We start from the raw sequence: 22,758 nt of genomic DNA, 5'->3' as shown, positions 1-22,758 counted from the left end.
TTCTAATTACTAATTTCTAATTTCTAAAAATTTTGAAAATAGAATTTATTAAAAGTAAAAAAATAGACAAAAATTTTCGCATCTCCTCCAACCAAAAAAAAACCTTTGTCTGGCTTTTAGGTGGGGTAAAAAGTTTCGCGGGGAATCTGGAATTCAATCTGGCCGAATGGGCAAAGTTGACCAATATTTTTTTGTTTTCGGCGAGTAAAACGGATAAAATAAGCATAAATATACGCGTGAACCATCTGGGAGAAAATTCTTTTTCAAACACTATGGTTCGCTGCATCGGCAGAGACGATTCATCGGGAGAGATTGCCGGGAACGTGAAGGTTGGTAGCGCCGCGAAGAATTCCAGCGCATGGTTTGACGGACGGGCGATTATTTTTGATGAGGCAAGCTGTCGCGTAGACCCCCGTCTGGAAATACTGACAAGCGAAGTTGAACGGGCGGGACACGCGGCAACCGTATCTAAAATATCCGACGAAGATATTTTTTATATGGCGACAAGAGGAGTTGACCGGATTAAGGCGGAGCGGCTGAAAAGCGCGGGATTTTTATCAGCGCCCCTTTCGCGGGCCGGTTTGGGTTTGGCGGAAACGGAGAAAATTATAAAAACACTTTTAGTTTAAATGATTTTTAATTTCAAAAAAATAAAAAAGGACTTTCCGGTACTTACGCGAAAAATAAACGGACGCGCTATTGTTTATTTTGACAACGCCGCCACTACCCAGAAGCCGAAAATTATTACGGAGCGGCTGAAAAAACTATACGCGCATTCTTACGCCAATGTGCATCGCGGGGCCTATCAGATGGCCGAAGAAATCACGAAAGAATTTGAGCTCTCCCGACAAAAAGCCGCCGATTTTATCGGCGCGCAAAGTTCTAAAGAAATAATTTTCACCCGTAACGCCACCGAAGCCGTCAATTTAGTCGCTTACTCTTTGGGGCGAAAATTTAAAAGAGGCGATAGAATACTGACGACGATTTCGGAGCATCATTCCAATTTTGTGCCGTGGCTGCGTCTGGCTCGCGAGCGCGGATTAAAACTGGATATCGTCAAATTAACATCAACGCGCGATTTTGATTTCACGGATTTCAGAAAAAAATTGACTAAAAAAACAAAATTAGTCGCCGTAGCCCACATTTCAAACGTCTCCGGCTATATTTATCCGGTTGAAAAAATATGTAAAGAGGCGCATAAAGTCGGGGCTTTGATTTTGATTGACGGCGCTCAATCTGCCGGACACATTCCGGTGAACGTTCGTAAAATCGGCTGCGATTTTTTCGCTTTCTCGGGTCATAAAATGCTAGCGCCGTCAGGCATCGGCGCGCTTTGGGGGAGATCTGAAATTTTGGAAAGTATGGAGCCGTTTATGTCAGGAGGCGAGATGATACGCGAGGTTACGGCTAAAAGCGTAACTTGGAATGATTTGCCGTGGAAGTTTGAAGCGGGCACACCGAATATAGAAGGCGCGATTTTGTTCGGCGAAGCAATTGATTATTTGAAAAAAATCGGAATGAAAAATATTGAGCATCACGAGCGCGAACTTTTAAAATACGCGCTGGAAAAAATGAAAAAACTGCCGTTTGTGGACTTGCTCGGATTTGAAAAAACAAAGGACCGCACCGGAATTATTTCGTTTAATATTTGCGGAGTAACATATTTTCAACAATTGTCGAAAATATGTTACCGGGACGGGATTCATCCGCATGATGCGGCAACCATGCTTGACCGATATGGCATAGCGGTTCGCGCCGGCCACCATTGCGCCCAACCCTTGATGAAGCATTTGGGCGTTCTCGCGACATTACGAGCAAGTTTTTATATTTACAATACCAAAGAAGAAATAGATTATTTTATCCGCGCGCTTAAAGAAATTCACAAAAAGTTTGTTCGCACGGTGTGGTAAATAAATATAAACGTTGTGGGCTTGACAAAATAACAATAAGGGTGTAGCATATATAAAGGAGTAGCACATAAATGACCGAGACAAAAAAGGGAGGAGGTGATTTCATGAGATATTACGATCAACAGAACCGAACCATGGTGATGCGGTTGTGGGAGAAGGTGGCCGAGAAGTTCTGCGCCCTGCGCCCGGAGAAAGACGAGAGCGATCCCAATCTCTACCGCCTCTTCGGCGCCAACGGTGCCTGCGTCGTTTCCGTGCGGGTGGAGGCCAAGCACTGGGAGGAGGGCAGTTACTGCGAGGTCCGCATCATGGACGCGGACGGCGCGCTCCTTGTCAAGGAGAACGTTTTCAGCGCCCTGCTGCCCGGTCCCCGGCACCCGCTCGAGGAGCTGATTGCGTTCCTCTGCAAGCCCATCAACATCGTGACACCAGAGGTGTCGGCACTCCAGAAGCTTCTGGCCTAGCTCGCCAGCCAGAAGTAGGGCCGTGCAATGCGGCAAACAACACAGACGGGTTAGTGGGGAAACCTGCTAACCCGTCTTTTTATACCAGTTTGCTTACCAAAACTTTTTGAACTAAATTGAGATTATTGTATGTTTCCATCCGTATCACACATCAAGAGATGTCACGGCGCGTGAGGATAAAAAAGACCTGCCAAAGGCAGGCCATATTGAAAAACATTTAAGGTGTTGGTTTTTGTCCAACCCCTCCATGAAGCATCGCGATTCTTAAAATGTCGTCCTCGGTGATATTTCCACAGTGACTCGGAATTTCAATGAATTCGGCGTTAGCAGCTGTAAGCTGCGGGATTATTCTCCCGTCCTTCAAATGAAGTTCTATCTGTTGAAAACCCATACCACTTTCTGGCTGTGAAATCAGAAATTGTTGAATCCATCCGTTGTTGATAAGGTGTAGCGTCATTTTCTGCCTCCCTGTTCGAAGTTTTGATGTATCAATTACTGAATTTAGTATAACAATTCGTGCGATCTGGTCAATAAATAACAAGAGTGTCGTGGGGTGTCGGAGTAAGCTATAATGAAAAATATGGAAGGGGAACCAAAAATTGATAAAAGTTTGGAAGAAGAACTTCGTGGAAAGGGCTTTTATATTGAAAGAGCGCGGTTGCAAGAAGATGAAACCAGGCAATGTGATAAGTGTATGGGCGAAAATAATAATTTCGCATTTTACGAAGATGGATGGTTTATCGAAGGAGAATTTTACTGCCCGGAGCATAAAGAAGGAGCGATAAAAGCACTGGAAGAAATTGATAAGGATGTGGAAAGAAGAAGGTTAGAGCAAGAGCGGATTATTGAAGAACGAAGAAAGCAATCCGGATTGAAATGAAATTCTTATAGAAAAGACCCCCTATTTCGGGGTCTTGAGGTGAGGAGTTAACATGATTTGGCTTCTTCGCGGAGGCGCATAAAAATTTCTGCTTGTTCACGAGCATCATCAAGAGCGTTATGGGTGTGTGGTCTGGGAGAAAGAAATCTCTTATTCATTTTTTTCTTTGAAGTGTCAGACCAGGAATTGCTCCGTGTGATGCCGGCATAGTACGCTTTGATATCCCAACCGGAGATTCCGAACGGATTATTGCCGACAAAGTGAATTAAATACCAGTTTATGAACATCCAATCAAAAGTTGCGTTGAATGCTATAAAAATAGGACATGCAGTTTGTCCGCAAGTATCACTAAGCCACAGAACAAATTCTTGCATGGCAATTGCGGGATCTACGCCAGTTTCAATTAGCTGATCTCTGTTTAACCCGGGTACCGCGACGGTTTCAGGTATGAATTTATCCGAAATAGGCTTGAGTTCCCGGTAAAAACTAATTTCGGGAGAACCGACAACACATGCGCCAAACGACATCATTGAATAATCACCCGGGATTGGACCGTCAGTTTCGATATCTACTGATATGTATATTTCTTTTTTCAAGACTTTGGCCTCCTTTGGATGCTGAAAGTATGCTAATGTAGTAAATATTTATTGTCAAAAAATTCTCCTCCAAGTTCTCCCTAAATTCTCCCCAAATTCTCCCTAAATTTTTCCTTCCTCTTTCTCATTCGCTCGAATGGTTGAATGAGTATGGATATCGTGATAGAATCAACAGGACGGTGAGATATGAAAGATAATATAAAAGCAACGGAAAGAATTTTGAAAGCCCTAGCCAACAGGCGCAGGTTGGCCATTGTTAAATATCTAAAAAAAGAAAAAGAAGCGACTGTCGGCGATATTGCCGAAGAAATCAAAATATCTTTTACGGCCACCTCAAAACATCTGGGAGTGCTGGCCGCCGCCGACATTACGGAGAAAGAACAGAGGAGTTCGGAGATGTGGTATCGTCTTTCTTCGGAATGCCACCACATAGCCAAATATATTTCACATTCGCTCGAATAGTTGAATGGGTTGAGGGTCTTTTAATAGATTTTATGATTTTATAATTTCATGATTTTATGATTTCACGGCGGATATTTATAAAGACAGACAATATGAATAACTCAAACAAAAATTTTCTGATGACTCCCGATAAAGGGTTTTCTAATGGGATTTATCAGGAGTTGATAATGGAGCATGCGAGGAATCCGCGGAATGTCGGGGTGATTTACGGCACAAAAAAGATTTCGGCTAAAAATCCTTTTTGCGGGGATGAGGCGGAGATTTTTTTAAAAATTAAAAACGGCAAAATCGCCGACATTAAATATCAGATTCAGGGGTGTATTTTATCGCGGGCGGCTCTGTCAATTTTTTCGGAACACATCAAAGGCAGGCCCATTTCTCTTATCAAAAAAATCAAAAACGAAGATATTTTTAAAATGGTCGGCGGGACCCCCTCGCCATCTCGCCAAAATTGCGTTTTGTTTGGACTTGAGGCCGTAAAACTTGCTCTTGAAAGGGGTGGGATATAAAATTGAAGAATGGCCGAGGGCAAAGAAATCTCTAAAATAGAAATTGACCGGGAGCTTTGTATAGGTGCTGCTAGCTGTGTGGCGATAGCACCGGGCGTATTCGCGCTTGACCAGGAAAATAAGGCCTATATCGTGGATAAAAACGCGGCGGACTTTGAAACCATACTGAACGCCGCGAAATCCTGCCCCACAAAAGCGATTATTTTATACGACGAAGAAGGCAAGCAGATATTTCCGGAATAATGCGATACCAATATACAAATGCATACGAATTATACAAATAAATTATTAGTATTATTAGCATAAATTCGCATATTAGCATCGATTTTATATGAAACACGAACTTCCAAAATTACCATACGATTATTCCGCGCTTGAGCCGTATATTGACGCGCGTACGATGGAAATTCATTATTCCAAACATCATCAGGCCTATGTTGATAAATTAAACGCAGCTTTGGAAAAGTATCCCGCCCTGCAGGAAAAATCAGTTGAAGAGTTGCTAAAGGATTTAAATTCAATTCCGGAAGATATCAGAACGGCCGTTCGCAATCACGGCGGAGGACATTTTAACCACTCTATCTTCTGGCGAACGATGAGTCCGCCGGCCCTGAGAGCATCGAAGGGCGGTCTTATGGAACCGTCGGGCGCGCTGGCTGACGGAATTGATAAAGAATTCGGCAGATTTTCGGATTTCAAAGAGAAATTCGCCGCGGCCTCCATAGGAGTTTTTGGCAGCGGTTGGGCGTGGCTTGCTCTGAGCGAGCAAGGCGAGTCGAAGAGCTTGTCCATTATGACAACGCCGAATCAAGACAGTCCGATTTCACAGGGCCTTATTCCGCTTTTAGGAATTGATGTTTGGGAGCACGCGTATTATCTGAAATATCAAAATCGCAGAGCGGAATATGTTGATGCTTGGTGGAATGTTGTAAATTGGCAGGAGGTTGAAAGACGATTTTCAATTTAACAACGCAAAATTAACTTTCTTATGACAGTGCTCCAAAACTTGAAAATTATAGTCGTTTTGTTCACGAAAAATAACGCTCCATCGTTCCTCCCTCGCTGCGCTCAGGAATTTCCTACTCGCTATTTTTCGTTTCAAAACTCTTTAATTTTCAAAGTTTTTCCGCAAGCCAACGAAAGTTAATTTTGCGTTGTTATTCAAAATGGAATCACGCATAAAAGAAATTTTGGACAAGGAAGTAAGACCGATGCTCGCTATGCATTTGGGCGATTTGGAATTTGCCGGTTTTGAAAACGGAGTTGTAAAATTACGGCTCAAAGGCAATTGCCAAGGGTGCCCCTTGAGCATCGTTACGCTTAAAGCTGGTATTGAGAAAATATTAAAATCAAAAATTCCGCAAATCCAAAGCGTTGAAGAAGCATAAACCTCCACACCAATTGAGCAATTTTTTATTTTGCGCCAGAGGCGCTATTGCTCAATTGGTGTGGGGGTAAAAAAACCCGCCACTCTATCAGAGCGGCGGGACTTGAAATTCGCGTTTGAAAATTATTATGGTTTTGCCCATTCAAAAAGGGCTCTAAGAGTTTCTTCGTCCGGTTCTTCGGGCTTTGCTAATCGTTCATATCTTTTTTCCCGACGTTTTATTTTTCTCCAATGGTCGGAAAGATGGCCAATTGCCGGATTTTCGAAGATTTTTCGGTGATTGCGATACATGGTTTCCGGCAAGAAGCTAGCATCAAACCAGCGCGATTCGTCCACTTCTTCTTTATAATGTTTTCTGGGTATGCCGACCGCTTCCGTTGAGCAGAAATATATGACTCTATGTATGATTTTGTCCGGATAAGTCACAATATCGTAAGAAAGCAGGTTAAGAATTTCCAGTTCCTCTTTTTCAACGCCCGTTTCGCTTTTTACTTCCACGCAAAGTTTTTCGCGAAGAAGCATGTCTCTTGCCCCGCGGCTAAGATCACTCCATAATATACATTTTTTTTGCTGCAACCGTTGTAACTCTTCAAAAATTTGGTCTAATACGTTTATAAAGTCGCTATATTTGAAAAGGCGATTTAACATTGTAGTCCAATCTTCCGGTTCCTCTGTTTTTTGCTGTGTTTCTAACCAATTCCCTTGTTTTTTACCCAATATAAATTGTAAACGTTCAAGTAGAGCAGAAGTTGATGTTCTGCCGCCAGGAATACCAACACCCAACGGTTTTCCTTTATAGGCATTGTTGTTAACAAGTAAAACCTGTGAAAATTTTGGCTCAAATATAGCTCCTGCAACATGTATTTCCGCGCCATCGGGAATTTCAATAATGTTCATTTTTTTCTCCCCATGCTTTTGTGAGCTGAATTGTTGACAAAATAACCACTTCCGCTTACAATTATATATATAAGCGGATAAAAAGTCAAGTAAATTGGGTAAATGGAAAATCTGACAAAAACACAATTAGTTTTGCTGGTTCTTTTGGTGAGTTTTATAACTTCGCTTGTTACCGGCATTGTCAGCGTGACTTTGGTTAATCAGGCGCCGGCTCCAATAACCCAAACCATCAATCGGGTGATTGAGAAAGTGATAGACAATAAGTCGGATAACCAAAAGCAAAATTCGGATTTTATTATTACTTCGGAAGGTTTAATTATCAAGCTTGTTGCCGACACTTTGCCGGCGGTGGTCAGCATTACCGCTTCCAAAGACGTTCCGGTCATAGAACAATATTTCATCAATCCCTTTGAAAACGATGATTTCTTCCGGCGGTTTTTTTCAGGAGAGATGCCGCAGATTTTAGTTCCGCAATACCGCCAAAAAGGAACTGAAAAAAGGCAGATTTCAGCCGGCTCCGGATTTTTTGTAACTGAGGATGGATATCTGGTCACCAATCGCCACGTGGTTGAAGATAAAACCGTTGAATACACGGTTTTAATGAACGACGGCCGGAAAATGAAGGCTGAAGTTTTGGCGCGAGATTCGGTTCAGGACGTCGCGATTTTGAAAGTGGACGGCGGCGGGTTTGCTTTTATTTCGCTTGGAAATTCAGACAATCTTAAAGTCGGTCAGACAGTCGTGGCCATCGGCAACGCTCTTGGTGAATTTCAAAATACGGTTTCAGTCGGAGTCATCGCCGGACTTAGCCGGACGATCGTCGCTTCCGGATCCGCTTCCGGCCCTGAAGTTTTGCAGGAAGTAATCCAAACCGATGCCGCGATCAACCCTGGAAATTCCGGCGGTCCGCTGCTGGATTCGGCCGGACGGGCCATCGGCATTAATACTGCTGTCGCCTCCGAAGCCCAGAGCATCGGATTCGCTTTGCCGATAAATTCCGTGAAAAAAGCCGTCTCGGACGTACGCGATTTCGGAAAGATAAGCTATGCCTATCTGGGCGTTCATTATCTTTCAGTTACGCCGCAAATTAAAGAAGAAAAGAAATTGTCGGTTGATTACGGCGCGCTCTTGATTGCGGGCGAAGGCCGGACCGCGATTATAAACAATTCTCCGGCGCAGGCCGCAGGCCTGAAAGAAGGTGATATAATATTAGAGTTCGGCGGCGTGAGAGTGAATAAAGATAACACTTTAGCCAAATTGATAAGCCAAAGGAGAGTGGGTGAAAAAGTGGAATTGAAAGTATTGCGCAACGCCGAAGAATTAAAAGTGGAAGCGGAACTTGTTGAACGCCCGCAAAATCTTTAAAAATTAGATATTAGTAATTAGAAATTTTTTGAAATATGCCTCCATTCGGTCAATTCACCATAAAAGCCCAGGAAGCCGTTCGTCGAGCGCACGAACTGGCTATTGAGCGCGGCCAAAATCAAGTGGATGCCCTGCATCTTTTAGCCGCCCTGATTTTGCAGGAAGAGGGCATAGTCAATTCCATTTTGGAAAAAATGGATGTTGATTTAAACGATTTGATCGATTCGGCGATGTCGGCTTTGGATTCTAAAATAAGATCAAATGTCTTAATGCCGTCAAGCCAGATGTTTTTAAGCCAGGAGTTCGGTCGCATACTTGATGTCGCCTATCGCATAACGCAATCAATGAAAGACGAATTTATTTCAACCGAACATCTGTTTTTGGCTATTTTTGACGTGCCTTCAAAAGCGCAGAATATTCTTTCGGCCAATCATCTCCAGCGCGAAGAAGTCAAAAGGATGCTTGAAGAATTGAGAGGGTCGGGCAGAGTGACCGACCTTGAGCCGGAAACAAAACTAAAGGTGCTTGAGCGTTACGGCCGCAATCTGACTCATCTTGCCCGCGAGGATAAATTGGATCCGGTTATCGGCAGAGACCAAGAAATCAAGCGCATTATGCAAATATTGAGCCGCCGGACAAAAAATAATCCGGTTTTAATCGGTGAAGCCGGAGTGGGCAAAACCGCGGTCGTGGAGGGGTTGGCGCGCAAAATTTCCGCAAACGATGTTCCCGACGCCCTGAAAGATAAAGAATTGGTCGCGCTGGATTTGGCGTCATTGGTTGCCGGCACGAAATACCGCGGAGAGTTTGAAGAGCGTTTGAAAGCGGTTATGCGCGAAATTGAAAAAGCCGAAGGCAAAGTTATTCTTTTCATTGATGAATTGCACACCATTGTCGGCGCCGGAGCCGCCGAAGGAGCGATTGACGCTTCAAATATGCTAAAGCCGGCGCTGGCTCGCGGAGAATTGCATGCCATAGGCGCCACCACGATAAAGGAATATCAAAAATACATTGAGCGCGACCCGGCCTTAACCCGAAGGTTTCAGCCGGTCTATATTGAAGAGCCGACGCAGGAGGACGCGGTCGCGATTTTACGCGGCATAAAAGAGCGTTACGAAATTCATCACGGGGTGCAGATAACCGATGCCGCCCTGCAATCGGCGGTGCAACTTGCCTCGCGTTACATAACCGACAGATTTCTGCCCGATAAAGCCGTTGACCTGATGGACGAAGCCGCGTCCGCCCTGCGCCTGGAATTAGACAGCATGCCCGGAGAATTGGAAAAAACCAGAAACGACATTATGAAATTGGAAATTGAAAAAGAGGCCCTGAAAAAAGAGGAAACGCCCGCCGGCAAGTCAAAAATAAAAAAACTGCAAAAAGAAATAGAGGGTTTTCGCGAAAAGACATCCGGAGTGGAATTAAAATGGAAAAATGAAAAAGAGACGATAGCCAATATCCGCCGCCTTAAAAAGGATTTAGACGTGTTGCGCCAGGAAGCGGAAGCCGCCGAACGCTCGGCCGATTTATCCAAAGTCGCCGAAATTCGCTACGGCCGCGTGCCGGAAACCGAGAAGCAATTAAAGGCGGAAGAACAGCGCTTGCGTAAGCTTCAATCATCGCGGAGCATTTTAAAACAAAAGGTGGAGCCGGAAGACATCGCGCAAGTTGTCGCGCGCTGGACCGGAATTCCCGTAACCAATCTTTTGGAGGCGGAAGTCAAAAAATTGCTTCGCACGGAAATTGAATTGGAAAAAAAGGTGGTTGGCCAGAGCGAAGCCATCTCCAAAATAGCCAACGCCGTAAGGCGTTCTCGCGCGGGAATCGGCGACCCCCTAAGGCCCATCGGCTCTTTTATGTTTTTGGGCCCTACCGGAGTGGGTAAAACGGAATTGGCCAGGCGTCTGGCCGAGTTTATGTTTAACGATGAAAAAGCGCTTATCCGCGTTGATATGTCTGAATATATGGAAAAGCACGCGGTCTCCAAAATTATCGGCTCTCCGCCGGGATATGTCGGCTATGAAGAAGGCGGGCAATTATCGGAACTTATCAGGCATAGGCCCTATGCCGTGGTGCTTTTTGATGAAATTGAAAAAGCCCATCCCGAAGTTTTCCATATTATGCTTCAGATTCTGGATAACGGCCGTCTGACCGACGCCAAGGGCCGGATGGTGAATTTCAAAAACACCGTTGTCATAATGACTTCCAATGTCGGTTCGGAATTTGCCAAAGAACTCGGCCGCCTGGGCTTTGAGACCGCTGAAGAAAAAGAAATTGACGGCAATCGCGGAAAAGATTTGAGAGAAAAAATTGTGCAATCGCTTGAGCAGAGATTCCGTCCGGAATTTTTAAACCGGCTTGATGATATAATTATTTTCAATCCTTTGGGACGCGAAGAAATAGCAAAAATAGTGGATATTCAGCTTAATGAGGTTAGAGGACGGTTGGCTGAAAAAGGCATTGGTTTTGAATTGACCGGCAAAGCCAAAGATTATTTGGCTCGCGAGGGTTATGAGCCGAATTTCGGCGCGCGGCCGCTGAAGCGTTTGATTCAGTCCAAAATTTTAAACGCCATTGCCGAGCGCATGATCGCCGGTTCCGCCAGAGCCGGAGATAGATTAGTTATTGATGAAAAAGGCGGAGAAATTGAACTAAAAACAAAAACCGAATCAGTAAAAAGGGCTTCAAAAAGAGTTAAAAGCGTTGTATAGTGGTTTTGGTATTTTAATCGCATGGGTGGCGGAGTGGTCAATCGCACTTGGCTGTAAACCAAGCGCCCTATGGGCTTCGGGGGTTCGAATCCCTCCCCATGCACACGAACAAAGTGAGTGGCAATAGCTTGACATGATAAGACAGATATGCTATACTTCTAGCAGTAAGTTAAAATAGCACCTTGTGAATTTTGGCCTATTTTCCTACGACACAATAGCTTAGAAATTTTATTTTCTTGGTTGCTGTGTCGTAGGAACTCAACCCCAACCATGAAAGGAGATGCCGCAATGCCAGAGACCGCGACGGAAAAGCCGAAGGAGGACAGGTTCGGGGGCGACCAGTTCCCGATCCACTACGAGGGTGGCAACCTGCGGGTTTTCACGAACCCGGCGGGCGAACTCTTCGTGGTGGACATCCTATCCGGCGCGACGATACGGATCAGCTCGTACCGCCATCCGAAAGGTGGACTCGAGTTCACCACCGATGCACTGGTCGAGCCCATTCGAGTCACCAACATGATCGGATGGCGCGTCGGTCCTCGCTAGGCCAACCAACCCCAACCGCCGAGCTTCGCGCTCGGTCAGAACCCATCAGGTCGCAATCTGGTGGGTTTCTTCTTTTTGATTTTTTGTTGACAGCTTCCCAAAAAATATTATAATAGCGTTGGAATTCTTTAAAGTTTGATGGAGGAATATGCCGTGGCCGGAGGCGTCGGTACGGGCCTATTTGTTATCGGCAAGTGCGCTTGCTGCGATTTTGATCATCTTGAAGAAATAGATTTTCGAGAAGGGCCCACAGAAGCAATTCTTAAAGAAGCCGAACAATATATCCGCTCTTTGCACAAAGAAACCGAATGTAACGCAACCATTGCCATGGGTTTCATCCAAAATGAACCTTATAGAAATGACTTGGTCGGCAAAAGAAGTCCGGGACTTGCCAATAAAACTTGGCCCACAAAAGTTGGAAAATATACGATCCAAACAGCATTTTAGACCCTTTTTTGTTTGTCTTGACTTTCATTATGTAATACACTGTTATTAATGATATCGGAATCATGGTGAAAACCCTGTAAATCCGGTAACCCTGCCACGAGGGAATCGTGGTAATCCAGCACCTTAAGGAGACAAAATAATGAAGGCCAAGAAGCTCCTCGGCTATCTCGTTTTCCTGCTTATCGCTTCGGCGTTCGTCACGGTGATCGATTATTTCATCGGCGTCAAGTTCACCGATGTCGGTGCGTGGGCCCAGTTCACCCACAAGCTGACCTATATACTCTTTGGAAGCGCTTTTTATTACATGAATAAATGGCTCTGCACATAACCAGCCACGAGATGAGCGTTCTGACCAATCCTAACCGGCCGAGCTTCGCGCTCGGTCAGAACCCACCAGGTCGCAATCTGGTGGGTTTCTTCTTTTTGATTTTCTCTTAAATTTTTCATAAAATACATTTTGAAAGCACTTTATATTTTGCGTTGAGGAAGGAGAATGGCGATGCGCCTCGTCTTTCTTTGGATGGCGGCGGTATTTTTATCGGTTTTCATTTTTAATTATTTGGAAGCCGGCATTAAAATCGGCTCAACCGAACCCCCTCGTTTTGAGGTCGGAGATGAATGGATTTTTATTGACCGGAGAAACACCAGCGAAATATCTTTGAAGATGATTAAGGAGCAAGGCGATATTTATGTTTTTGAAGAGACGACTAAAATCGGAAGCGGACAAATTAATTACGACAGTCAATTGAATCGGATCGGGGGAGATAAAAAACTGGATTTCCCGCTTTATCCGGGTAAGAAATGGTCTTGGCGAAAATGGAGCCGGGCGGCGCTTGTGAAAGCAGATTTTGAAGTTTTGGCGGAAGAAACGCATCGTGTCCCCGCCGGTGTTTTTAAGGCGCTGAAAATCCGCGCGGTAATAGACGCGTACTTTCTCGGCCTCAAACACTCTTGGCGCGGCACAATATTTTATTGGTACGCTCGGTGCGCGGGGAATATTATTGATGTCGCGCCCGATTTCAAAAGCAGTGAAATTATTCCGATGTCGCTTAAATCCTATAAATTCCAAAATGCTCCGAATGAGTGCGGCTGATAGGGCGAATCTTTGATTCGCCCGTTTTTTATTGTAAAGTGGGAAAAGGCCGGAGTAGTTCAGTGGCAGAACGCATTCTTGGTAAGAATGAGGTCGGGAGTTCGATTCTCCCCTCCGGCTCAAGTTGATTTTTTATTATTTTTTGTTAAAATAAGACATTATGCCGCAACCGAACTTATTCAAACTAAAATGCTCCGTTTGCAAACGGGGGAACTATTACAGCACCAAAAACAAGAAAAAAGTTGAGCGAAAAATTGAGCTCAAAAAGTATTGCAAATGGTGCAAGAAACATACGCTTCATAAGGAATCTAAAATCACTGCTTGATTTTTGATATATTTATTATATGAGGAGTTTCCTTGTGCCATTTGCCCGAAAGGGGGTCGGGGAAAACTGTAGTTTTCCCCGTGTAGGAAAACAGCGAGCGGAGCGAGCGCCAGAAACCGAGAGGTGTCTGGGGAGCGCGAGCGAATCCCTTGAGGTGAGCGAGCCGCGACGCAAATGGTGCAAAAAGCATACTTTGCACAAAGAAGCCAAAATAACGGCTTAATCTTATTTTTTCGCAAGGGGGGGTGTGGTTCAATGGCAGAACGTCGGTCTCCAACCCCGCAGCTGCGAGGCGATTCCATAAAGTTGATTAAAAATTTTAAGGGAGCTTAGTTAAGTGGTATAACGGCGGTCTCCAAAACCGCGGTCGGGGGTCCGATTCCCTCAGCTCCCGCAAAGATCTCCAACCCCGCAGCTGCGGGGCGATTCCTTGCATCCCTGCCAAAAAGGATTTATCAATAAGGGCAAAAGAATTTTTTTCATAAGAGTTAGGGTCAAAAATAGCTTGCAACAAAGGTGTTTCTTATTGCCAACGAACTTGACAGAATAGTTGCACTATGCTATACTTTTGATAGTTTCATTGGATAGTCCAGTGGGACTGTATTCCAACCAGTCGACCACGGAACGGATAGGCCCAGAAAGCCTGACGAAATCCTGGCGACACAAAGAGAGGAGAAGCATCATGTCGGTCAACGTGTACTTGAAGGGCAACAAAGTTCAGGAGCTCGAGGGCTTCACAACCAGGAAGAGGTGGGGTGGGAAACCGCCTCAGGAGTGGGACGAGCACGAGATTTCCGGCGTCAAGCTCTTACGTGACAAGGGGCGTTGGTATATCTCCCTCGGCAAACTGACCGACCCGATTCCTGAGGCAGTAACGGACATCGTTGATGAGGTCTCGCTTCACGAATACGCGGATACCCAACGAGAAATTGGCATCTACCGTCACAAGTCGGCAGAAGCGGAGGTTGACAAGAGCGGTGGCGGCAGGATGATCCGCATCAGAGCGAAGAGGATGGAGGATTTGCTCGAGCTTTACCGCAAGATCAGGGTCGGCTCCATCCGTCCCGAACAGAGCTACGAAGGACAGCAAGGCGGTATGTCCCGCGCCGAGCTCGAGGCGGAACTCGGGCGGATGCAGTCAGGCACCAGAAATCTCGAGGGCCTGAAGGTTGATCTGGATGAGCTCTGCCTTGAGCTCAAGAACGGCTGGCCGTTCTGTGCCAAGGCGACGGCGAGGGAAAAAATCCGCAGAATCCTCAATAAGCGCCGCGTCTAGCGGTCCACGAGGGGTGCAGCACTTAGCTGCGCCCCTCCTTTTATTTCCAGAAAGAAAATTTGCCGCTAAACCAGTAAATTTTCTAATCATTTTCAAATATATCCCGCCAAAATTTTTCGCCCAAAAACGCCCGCTTTTACGGAGCGATTATTTATGTTAAGGTCAGAATTGGAATATTGCAAAGACATTAGGGAGACGCTCCATGCCGGTGTCTGCCGATCAAGAATTAAAAAATCTTGAATGGTTTTTGCTTGAAGAGTGTATTTTGACACAAGAGGTTACGCGGGGAGATCCTAAAGGGTGCCGGCTAGAGGCAATTGAGATGTTTGAGCTTGCGCGGGAGAATTTAAGTGTTTTTGAATCGTTTCGGGATGAGCCGGAGTCCCATGTTGAATCTGCTATTGAAGGCGCTCTTGATGTATTGTGGGATAAGTTGAAAGCCCTGTTTGAACTTAGCAAGGAATTGGGTGTTTCGGGTAGCGAATGTATTGAAAAAGCGCTTGCGGCCGAAACACTTGACTATACTGATGAAATAGCAAAACTTTTATCTCCCGGTTTGGCTTATAAGGGAGACGAAAGAAAATATCCGGAGGCCTACGATGAGTTAAGGAAAGAAATAATCCGGCTTTTTTGCAGAAAATATATTTTGCAGGAGATTTTCAGCATCCGTGGAATTGAGCGTTTCTCCGGGAGGTCGGAATGAGGCGAAGAATTTTTGAAGAGCAAGGTCGGGACAAAAAAATCTTAATGTTGGATTTGAATAACACTCTGCTTAACGATTTTAAAATATGGCGTTTGGCTACGGATGTGTTGTTTAGGATATTCGGCAAAGAGCCGCCGACAACGGAAGAATTCTTTAAAAAATATAGAGGCCCCGTGGTAGATACTTATCGCGCTTTCGGGATTAAAATTACTTCTGAAGAAATTCATAAAATTTTTGACAGCGTTTATGAAGCGCATAGAAATGATTTCAGTTTAGCTCCCGGCGCCTACGACCTTCTTTTCACTCTGCCCAGGAAGGGATTTATTATTGTTTTGGTTACGGCCTGTGGCCGCGAGACCGCGATGAATTTGCTTGAGAAATTTGAAATCCAAAACGCTTTTGACCATCTGGAATTCGGAGCGGGCGATAAGTTCGCGGCCATTAAGCGTCTAATGCTTCGCGAAAGAGCTGAGGCCGGGAATTGTTTTTATGTCGGCGATTCTCCTTCGGATATGATGCATGCCAAGAGAGCCGGCGTGCGCGCGGTCGCGTTTCTCAACGGAAATATTCCCGAAGATTTGGTTTTAGCAGAAATGCCAGATTATAACGCGCGCGATTTTAAAGAACTTTTGATTATGCTTGAAGCGTGGGATGTTCTGGAAAATTTTAGATCCCCCCGGTTTTAGTTGCGGCTTCAATTTTGATAAAGACGGAGAATGTTCTCCGTCTTTTCTTTTGGCATAAATTTGCTATACTCCATCAAGAAGTTTTGATCCTTGATGAAGATAAAAAGGGGACTCAAATGTGGTCAAAGATAAAACGGGCGATTCTTAAAGACCCCCTGTCCACTAAAGCGATATCGCATGAACGATTGACCAATCCGCAGGGACTGGCCATATTCAGCGCAGACCCGATTTCTTCAACCACGTACGCGACTGAAGAAATTCTGCTGGTTTTAGCGGCCGTGGGTACCGCCGCGTCTTACATTTCAATACCAATGGCTCTCGCGATTGTATGCCTGATTTTGATCGTCGTTATATCCTATAGGCAGGTTATCAAGGCCTACCCTCAAGGAGGGGGCGTTTATAATGTTGCCAAAAAAAATTTGGGAGAATTTCCGGCGCTGCTGGGAGCCGCATCACTTATGGTGGACTACATTTTAACTGTCGCGGTTTCTGTTACCGCGGCAGTCGCGGCATTGACTTCCGCGTTTGAGGAATTTTTGCCGTATCGCGTAGTTATCGGTATAGCAATAATCATTTTTCTGGCTTGGGGTAATTTACGAGGCACCAGAGAATCGGGCAGAATGTTTTCTTTGCCAACCTATGCTTTTATTGTTGTTTTTTTGGGAATGATTGGCTATGGCTTTTGGCGCTATGCGGCGGGAACATTTCCGGTTATTTCATACGGCGAATCGGTCCAGCCCCAGATGATCAACGCTATCGGCATATTTCTTATACTTCGCGCTTTTGCTTCGGGTTGCACGGCTCTTACCGGAATTGAGGCGACTTCCAACGGCGTGCAGGCGTTTAAGCCGCCGGAAGGAGAAAACGCGCAAAAAACAATGCTGCGAATGGGTTTGATTCTTGGAAGTATATTTCTTGGGATTACTTTTCTCGCATCCTGGGCGCATGTTCAGCCAATGGAAGGGGAAACGGTTGTATCCCAGATAGCGCGGGCGCTTTTCGGCAAGACAGCTCCTTACTTTATAATTCAGGCATCTACTCTTTCAATTTTGTTTTTGGCGGCCAATACGCCGTTTGCCGATTTTCCGAGAGTGGCTTCGCAGTTGGCGCGAGACGGATATTTTCCCCAGCAGTTTTTGAACCTCGGCTCCCGTCTGGTTTTTGCCAACGGCATCATAGTTTTAGCTGTTATGTCGGCATTTCTTTTGTTCGTTTTCGGCGGCAGGGTCCACGCGCTTATACCGCTTTACGCCGTGGGCGTTTTTCTCGGTTTTTCGCTGTCGCAGTTCGGCATGATTAGGCACTGGAAGAGAATCGGCGGGCACAAAAGAAATATAGCCATCAACGCTTTAGGTTGTTTTGCGACCACGATTGTTTTTCTGATTGTGCTTTCCACCAAGTTTATACACGGCGCCTGGTTTCTCATTCCCGCTATCGCCTCAATCATCTTTTTTATGACGAAGGTGAAGCGCCATTACGCGAGAGTTGAAGCTATTTTTTCTTTGGATAATACCGCCATACCGAGGATCGCGTCTAAAAAAACCATAGTAGTTCTGGTTTCCAATGTTGGCATTTCTTCATACGCCATACAACACGCAAAATCATTACGGCCGGTCAGTCTTATGGCGTTTCATGTAGCAATTGATAATGAAGGCGCTGAAAAAATAAGACAAGAATGGGAGAAGAGTTTTCCGGACATAAAGCTTACCGTTTTTATCTCTGAATATCGGGACTTGATTTCGCCCGTGCTTGGTTTTCTTAAAAGCATTGAAGACCTGTGGCGGGACGATTCGGTCATGGTGTTAATACCGGAGTTTATTCCCAAAAAGTTCTGGCACAGGTTTTTGCATAATCAGACAGGGTTAAGAATTCGGCTGGCAATTGAGGGAGCCAAGGATATGAATATAGAAATTCTGGAATTGCCGGTAAAAGAAAGCATGCTTCTGTGGGACGATTCTCCGACGATTAAATTAATAGAAGATATGCACAAGTGAGTTTGCGCCGTTGTTCTTTAAGAGTATAATCATAAGAGGATATGAAAAACCCCGCCCGGCGGGGTTTTCAAATTTTAATAAATTTTTATTTCATGAGCACTCATAAAAATTTGGCAGAGGGCCTAACTTTTGACGATGTTTTATTGGTCCCGAAGAAATCTCGGGTCTTTTCGCGTCGCGATGTTTCTTTAAAAGCTAATTTTTCAAAAAACATAGAACTTTCTCTGCCCTTGGTTTCGGCGAATATGGATACCGTGACCGAATCCAGGATGGCCAGGTTTCTCGCCGAGGTCGGAGGCATCGGAATAATTCACCGCTTTTTGACGGTTGAAAGAGAAGTTGAGGAAGTTAAAAAAGTTAAAAGAGCGGAAAATGTCGTCATAGACGACCCCTATACGATTTTTCCGCATCAATCTATTGCCGAGGCCCGGGATCTAATGGCTAAGGCCGGCGTTTCGGGCCTTTTAGTGGCGGATGACAAGAAAAAATTAGTCGGCATTTTAACTTCGCGCGATCTTTTATTTGAGGGGGAAAACGGCAAAAAAGTAAGCGAAATTATGACCAAAAAAGTTGTTTCGGCTCCTGTCGGGGTTTCGCCGGCAAAAGCGAAAGAAATTTTGCATAAATATAGAATTGAGAAACTGCCGATTGTTTCAAAAAGCGGCGTTGTTAAGGGACTTATTACTCTGAAAGATATTTTAAAAAAGAGTCGGAATCCGTTTGCGTCAAAAGACAAAAAGGGCCGGCTTTTGGTGGCGGCCGCAATCGGCGTTAAAGATGACGCGCTAGAGCGCGCCAAAGCTCTCTTAGAAGCCGGAGCGGACGCCATAGTCGTTGACATTGCTCACGGCCATAACATAAGAGCCCTTGAAATGGTGAAAATTTTAAAGAAAAAATTCGCAGGTATTGAAGTTGTCGCCGGAAATGTGGCCACTCCGGAAGGCGTCCTTGATTTGATTAAAGCCGGAGCCGACGCGGTCAAAGTAGGCATTGGACCGGGAGCGGCTTGCACCACAAGGGTGGTTACGGGAGTGGGCGTTCCGCAGCTAACGGCCGTGCTAAATTGCGTTGGGTCCGCTTCAAAATTCGGCATTCCTGTCATTGCCGATGGCGGAGTAAAAAATTCAGGGGACTTTTCCAAGGCCTTGGCCGCCGGCGCGGATACCGTGATGGCCGGTTCGCTTTTTGCCGGCACCGACGAAGCGCCCGGAGAATATATTATGGAAGACGGGCAGTCGTTTAAGCTTTTTCGCGGAATGGCCTCGCGCGATGCGGCGGAGGACAAAAATAAATTAGACGGAATTGACCCCTTGACCGCGCTTGAGGCAGGCGGTTTTTCGCGCTTGCCCGAAGGCAAGGCCGGCCGCGTGGCTTACAGCGGCTCTGCCAAAAATGTTGTCGGCGACTTAATCGGCGGGCTTCGTTCGTCAATGAGTTATTTGGGCGCCAAAAATCTTAAAGAATTTCGCAGGAACGCCGAATTCATAAAAATAACCCAGGCCTCTTTCAAGGAAGGCCAAGCAAGGAATTAAAATCGGGTCTTGACAGCCGCGCTTTCGGCGTGGCTGGTTTTATTTTATTTTATTTTTTTGCCGGGGAGTTTTATAATTAAGCCAGATTTGATTTGTTCGTTGACAAACAAAAAAGGAGAAATGAGGTGTCCGACCAAAAAAGCACGAAAAATCCTGTAAAAGATTTGTGGGATAAAATTGGAAAAAGAATGTCCGAACTGATCAAAGACGGAACTCTCAAAAAAATAGGCGCGGATGAACTTTGTGAACTGATTCAAAAAGAGTTTGCCGAATCCTTTGGCGCTCTGGGTTATGATTTTTCCAAAAAGAAGTTTGCGTGCAAGTTAGACAAATTTATCTGGACAAGCGATGTAGACAAAGCCCTGCGCAGAGTTGTGCGCGAGAGGATTGGTCTTGAGACCTTTTATTCTTCGTTTCCCAATATTCCGATGGAGATGGTGAAAGCGCGCGAGAGGTGGCACAAGGGAATAAGCAGTGCCTATCGCGAGGCTCGCCAAAATCAAACCGGTATTTTCAGGATTAGAGCCGATGTAAGTTTGACTGAGCTGAAAAAAATAAAAATACCCCGCTCTTCATGCAAAAAACCCGTGAACATCCCCTCTGAAAATAACCGCACCAACTGGCATATAATGTGTCTTAACGGGTCAAACATCGGCGTGCTTTATCCGGAGTCGGATATTGTTGGCAACCCCGTGCGCAGAGCTCTTTCGGACGCGGACTTCAGGGGTGATGACACAATCATACTTACAAATATTTTGGTGATGGATCTGAAAAAAGCGGGCGGACCGCAAAAGCTTGGCCGGATGCTTGCCTTGGGCGACAACATAAATCCGGATGTTTTCGCGTCCCCCTCGTACAGAGAGCGGGTAAAAGAAATTCTCGCAAACAGCCCCATGGATAAAATAATTTATCGCACAGCCGAAGATCTTCTTGATGACCTGCTCGCCGGCTGGAAAAAAATTTTTACAAAGCCGGACAAAAGACTGGAGTATGACAGACCGATACATGTTGTTTTGGGAATAAACGAGGAAGATCTGATTAAGACGATAGCATATTGGGAAATTAACTTTCAGACTAAGCAAAGGCAGGACGAGCTGAGGAGTGAGATCTCAACTATAAAAAGCGGAATAAAAAAGGCGGACAAAGCAAGAAATTTTAAACATGCCAACAAACTGGAAACAGAACTTCTGATTACCCAAAAAGAACTCGCGTTAACGACAGTCACTCAAGTCGCGACCCAAGAGGGGCATAGATTTGTTGATTATGCCAAGTCGCTTGTGGTTAACAAAATTGAGCGCGCGATTCCAAATTCCAAAGTCATTGGAATGGGGACGACTTACATAAGCATTGGAAATTCAGGGACAATTGAAATCAACATACCAGAGCACGACAGAGTTACCGACACTTTACTTGCCAATTACTGCAAACAATACGGCCCCAAGGTTTTGCGCGAAGATATGGCAAAAACCGTGGTAATCTGCCATCCGTATTCGCTAAATCCGCGTATGACCGAGCGGCAAGTTGACAAAGACGGCAAGCGCGGCTCAAGCAAGGTCTTTGTAGCGCCTATCTGTGTTGATGACGCTTGCATCCGCCGTTCAATGGAGCATACGGTCCGCAAGGTACACAATGTAGCCAAGATGGCGCACAGCGAACAAGCCCGAACCGGTGTTTTGCGCCTCAATTGCGTAAACGGCTTGGTTGAGGGCGATATTATTCCTTTGGAAGCGCTAGAGTCGTTTGAGGAAGATAAGTACAAGAAAGTAAGAGCCGGACGAAAGAAAGAAAAAGAATTTTATTCGGTTGGCCCCAAATACATTTGGAGAATGTATGGCTCTGACCCGCACTGGGGCGGGCGCTCCAAAGAGATGGTAAGTTGCAAAGACACGGGCGAGCGTCTTGGAATGGTTGAGGCCGTATTTCAGATGATGAGAAAAGCCGGTTTGACCAAAAATCTTTCCATGCCGGTTCATACCTTCTCTGTTCCCGATGACCCGGTTCAAGGGCAGAATTTCAACGCGAGGGTGGAACCGCACCCGCACCAGCTTCCGCCTCACAAAATAGAGCAGTATGTGCACAATATGCGTCTTCAGGCAGAACGGGCCTCTGACGCGGGAGAAGTGCGAAGAATTCTTAATTCGATTGACGATTTTTATAAATACCAAATTGAGAAGCGTGGTTCGGATTTTCCTCTTGACCAGATGTTTCAGATGATAGAAAGACACGTTGAATCGTATGTTGATGTGTTCGCGGCTATTCTGCGTCGGGCTGAGAAGGCCGGCTTGATTGTCCGCGGAGTGGGCGAGTTTGTGAATGAAAAGTTCGGCGGCTTTGATACCAGAAATATTGGTATTATTAATTTCGGCTCCGGCAACCATCTCGCGCACACCGTTAATGGTGAAATTATTGAAGGTCCTTTTTATGCTAAATATCTTCGCGCTTTCCTGGGACAAATTTCTGATTTCAAAAAGCGCCAGCAATTTCTTGAAAAAGCCGTGGTTGCTCCGCTTTACGGCGGTCAATCCATCGGTTGGGGAACCATTCGTGTAAAGCACGGGTATGAATACGGTTCTGTGATGCGTTCGACCCCGACAAGAATGGCTGGGTGGGGCGACACTTTGCTTGGCGCTGTTCGCAACGACCCGCTTCGCGGAAACTACTCGCGAATTTTTAACGGGAGAGTAGTCCAAAACGACTGCGGCGATAAGCACTTTGTCGGTTTGGTGATTACATCTTATTGCATCTATCATATGTGTCCGGCAGGCGTCCACACCGACAACTATGGCGAGCATGGATTTCCGCCGAATAGCACAGGCGTTTCGTTTGTTGGTTTGCCGGCAGACGGTCCGGATAGCGGGCCGATTCTTTTGAGGATTTTGCCTTACGATGTGATTAAGGATTTTGTGGAGGATAATCCAAGATCGTTTGACTGGAAGGCATATTTGCCGAATCCGGCATAAAATAAAAGAGCCCAT

Annotated in this window: 25 protein-coding genes and 3 tRNA genes; 25 read left to right on the top strand and 3 right to left on the bottom strand. The window is 45.5% G+C overall.

What is annotated here, in order from left to right:
* Positions 1-32: 32 nt before the first annotated feature.
* From HYY55_01340 to HYY55_01330, 3 genes are all read left to right on the top strand, one after another.
* Positions 33-629: a SufD family Fe-S cluster assembly protein gene (locus HYY55_01340; GenBank protein QQG46470.1), complete on the top strand. Its 597-nt coding sequence runs from the start codon at positions 33-35 to the stop codon at positions 627-629.
* Positions 630-1,910, top strand: a complete 1,281-nt coding sequence (locus HYY55_01335; GenBank protein QQG46469.1) for a SufS family cysteine desulfurase — start codon at positions 630-632, stop codon at positions 1,908-1,910. It begins immediately after the preceding gene.
* A 71-nt stretch (positions 1,911-1,981) separates the two neighbouring features.
* Complete coding sequence (locus HYY55_01330; GenBank protein ID QQG46468.1) at positions 1,982-2,374, top strand: hypothetical protein; 393 nt, start codon at positions 1,982-1,984, stop codon at positions 2,372-2,374.
* Positions 2,375-2,591: 217 nt separating this feature from the next.
* Here HYY55_01330 and HYY55_01325 read toward each other — a convergent pair whose 3' ends face one another.
* Positions 2,592-2,765, bottom strand: coding sequence for a hypothetical protein (locus HYY55_01325; protein QQG46467.1), 174 nt, complete (start codon positions 2,763-2,765; stop codon positions 2,592-2,594).
* Between the two features lie 180 nt (positions 2,766-2,945).
* Between HYY55_01325 and HYY55_01320 the strand changes: the two genes are divergently transcribed.
* Complete coding sequence (locus tag HYY55_01320) at positions 2,946-3,254, top strand: hypothetical protein (protein QQG46466.1); 309 nt, start codon at positions 2,946-2,948, stop codon at positions 3,252-3,254.
* A gap of 47 nt (positions 3,255-3,301) precedes the next feature.
* Here the strand turns inward: HYY55_01320 and HYY55_01315 are convergent, their stop codons facing one another.
* A complete protein-coding gene (locus tag HYY55_01315) occupies positions 3,302-3,784 on the bottom strand; it encodes a 3'-5' exonuclease (protein QQG46641.1) in 483 nt (160 codons plus the stop codon).
* A gap of 252 nt (positions 3,785-4,036) precedes the next feature.
* Between HYY55_01315 and HYY55_01310 the strand changes: the two genes are divergently transcribed.
* The 5 genes from HYY55_01310 to HYY55_01290 all read left to right on the top strand — a co-directional run bounded on the left by HYY55_01310 (position 4,037) and on the right by HYY55_01290 (position 6,209).
* Entirely contained in the window at positions 4,037-4,312 is a 276-nt protein-coding gene (locus HYY55_01310) for a winged helix-turn-helix transcriptional regulator (GenBank protein ID QQG46465.1), read from the top strand.
* A gap of 92 nt (positions 4,313-4,404) precedes the next feature.
* Positions 4,405-4,821 carry an iron-sulfur cluster assembly scaffold protein gene (locus tag HYY55_01305; protein ID QQG46464.1) on the top strand — a complete coding sequence of 139 codons (417 nt, stop codon included), beginning with the start codon at positions 4,405-4,407 and terminating at the stop codon, positions 4,819-4,821.
* A gap of 9 nt (positions 4,822-4,830) precedes the next feature.
* Positions 4,831-5,064 carry a ferredoxin gene (locus HYY55_01300; GenBank protein QQG46463.1) on the top strand — a complete coding sequence of 78 codons (234 nt, stop codon included), beginning with the start codon at positions 4,831-4,833 and terminating at the stop codon, positions 5,062-5,064.
* A gap of 88 nt (positions 5,065-5,152) precedes the next feature.
* Positions 5,153-5,788 (top strand): superoxide dismutase, encoded by a 636-nt coding sequence (locus HYY55_01295; GenBank protein QQG46462.1) that lies wholly within the window; start codon positions 5,153-5,155, stop codon positions 5,786-5,788.
* A gap of 199 nt (positions 5,789-5,987) precedes the next feature.
* Entirely contained in the window at positions 5,988-6,209 is a 222-nt protein-coding gene (locus HYY55_01290) for a NifU family protein (GenBank protein QQG46461.1), read from the top strand.
* Between the two features lie 125 nt (positions 6,210-6,334).
* On the opposite strand, the gene HYY55_01285 is transcribed toward HYY55_01290, so the two are convergent.
* On the bottom strand, positions 6,335-7,105 hold the full coding sequence (locus HYY55_01285; GenBank protein QQG46460.1) for an NUDIX domain-containing protein: 771 nt from the start codon (positions 7,103-7,105) through the stop codon (positions 6,335-6,337).
* Between the two features lie 102 nt (positions 7,106-7,207).
* On the opposite strand from HYY55_01285, the gene HYY55_01280 reads away from it, so the two are divergent.
* The 16 genes from HYY55_01280 to HYY55_01205 all read left to right on the top strand — a co-directional run bounded on the left by HYY55_01280 (position 7,208) and on the right by HYY55_01205 (position 22,743).
* The gene (locus HYY55_01280) at positions 7,208-8,470 is read left to right on the top strand and encodes a trypsin-like peptidase domain-containing protein (protein ID QQG46459.1); all 1,263 of its coding nucleotides are present in this window, start codon (positions 7,208-7,210) and stop codon (positions 8,468-8,470) included.
* Positions 8,471-8,505: 35 nt separating this feature from the next.
* Entirely contained in the window at positions 8,506-11,181 is a 2,676-nt protein-coding gene (locus tag HYY55_01275) for an AAA family ATPase (protein QQG46458.1), read from the top strand.
* A 19-nt stretch (positions 11,182-11,200) separates the two neighbouring features.
* A tRNA-Tyr gene (locus HYY55_01270) sits at positions 11,201-11,284 on the top strand.
* Positions 11,285-11,469: 185 nt separating this feature from the next.
* Positions 11,470-11,727 carry a hypothetical protein gene (locus HYY55_01265; protein ID QQG46457.1) on the top strand — a complete coding sequence of 86 codons (258 nt, stop codon included), beginning with the start codon at positions 11,470-11,472 and terminating at the stop codon, positions 11,725-11,727.
* Between the two features lie 138 nt (positions 11,728-11,865).
* A complete protein-coding gene (locus tag HYY55_01260; GenBank protein ID QQG46456.1) occupies positions 11,866-12,174 on the top strand; it encodes a hypothetical protein in 309 nt (102 codons plus the stop codon).
* Between the two features lie 139 nt (positions 12,175-12,313).
* Entirely contained in the window at positions 12,314-12,502 is a 189-nt protein-coding gene (locus HYY55_01255) for a hypothetical protein (protein QQG46455.1), read from the top strand.
* A gap of 165 nt (positions 12,503-12,667) precedes the next feature.
* Positions 12,668-13,267 carry a hypothetical protein gene (locus HYY55_01250; protein QQG46454.1) on the top strand — a complete coding sequence of 200 codons (600 nt, stop codon included), beginning with the start codon at positions 12,668-12,670 and terminating at the stop codon, positions 13,265-13,267.
* A 48-nt stretch (positions 13,268-13,315) separates the two neighbouring features.
* Positions 13,316-13,387, top strand: a tRNA-Thr gene (locus HYY55_01245).
* A gap of 40 nt (positions 13,388-13,427) precedes the next feature.
* Positions 13,428-13,592 (top strand): 50S ribosomal protein L33, encoded by a 165-nt coding sequence (gene rpmG / locus HYY55_01240; protein QQG46453.1) that lies wholly within the window; start codon positions 13,428-13,430, stop codon positions 13,590-13,592.
* A gap of 323 nt (positions 13,593-13,915) precedes the next feature.
* Positions 13,916-13,986 (top strand) — tRNA-Trp (locus tag HYY55_01235).
* Between the two features lie 288 nt (positions 13,987-14,274).
* Positions 14,275-14,868 (top strand): hypothetical protein, encoded by a 594-nt coding sequence (locus HYY55_01230; GenBank protein QQG46452.1) that lies wholly within the window; start codon positions 14,275-14,277, stop codon positions 14,866-14,868.
* Positions 14,869-15,070: 202 nt separating this feature from the next.
* Positions 15,071-15,571, top strand: coding sequence for a hypothetical protein (locus tag HYY55_01225; GenBank protein QQG46451.1), 501 nt, complete (start codon positions 15,071-15,073; stop codon positions 15,569-15,571).
* On the top strand, positions 15,568-16,257 hold the full coding sequence (locus HYY55_01220) for an HAD family hydrolase (GenBank protein QQG46450.1): 690 nt from the start codon (positions 15,568-15,570) through the stop codon (positions 16,255-16,257). The genes HYY55_01225 and HYY55_01220 overlap by 4 nt, the downstream gene beginning before the upstream one ends.
* A 14-nt stretch (positions 16,258-16,271) precedes the next feature.
* Entirely contained in the window at positions 16,272-18,251 is a 1,980-nt protein-coding gene (locus tag HYY55_01215; protein ID QQG46449.1) for an APC family permease, read from the top strand.
* 92 nt (positions 18,252-18,343) lie between these two features.
* Positions 18,344-19,783: an IMP dehydrogenase gene (guaB, locus tag HYY55_01210; protein ID QQG46448.1), complete on the top strand. Its 1,440-nt coding sequence runs from the start codon at positions 18,344-18,346 to the stop codon at positions 19,781-19,783.
* A gap of 125 nt (positions 19,784-19,908) precedes the next feature.
* Entirely contained in the window at positions 19,909-22,743 is a 2,835-nt protein-coding gene (locus tag HYY55_01205) for a hypothetical protein (protein QQG46447.1), read from the top strand.
* Positions 22,744-22,758: the final 15 nt, after the last annotated feature.

The sequence above is a fragment of the Candidatus Niyogibacteria bacterium genome, from assembly GCA_016432485.1.
Lineage (GTDB): Bacteria > Patescibacteriota > Minisyncoccia > HO2-45-28 > HO2-45-28 > HO2-45-28.
This window is presented reverse-complemented; position numbering and strand designations above follow the sequence as displayed.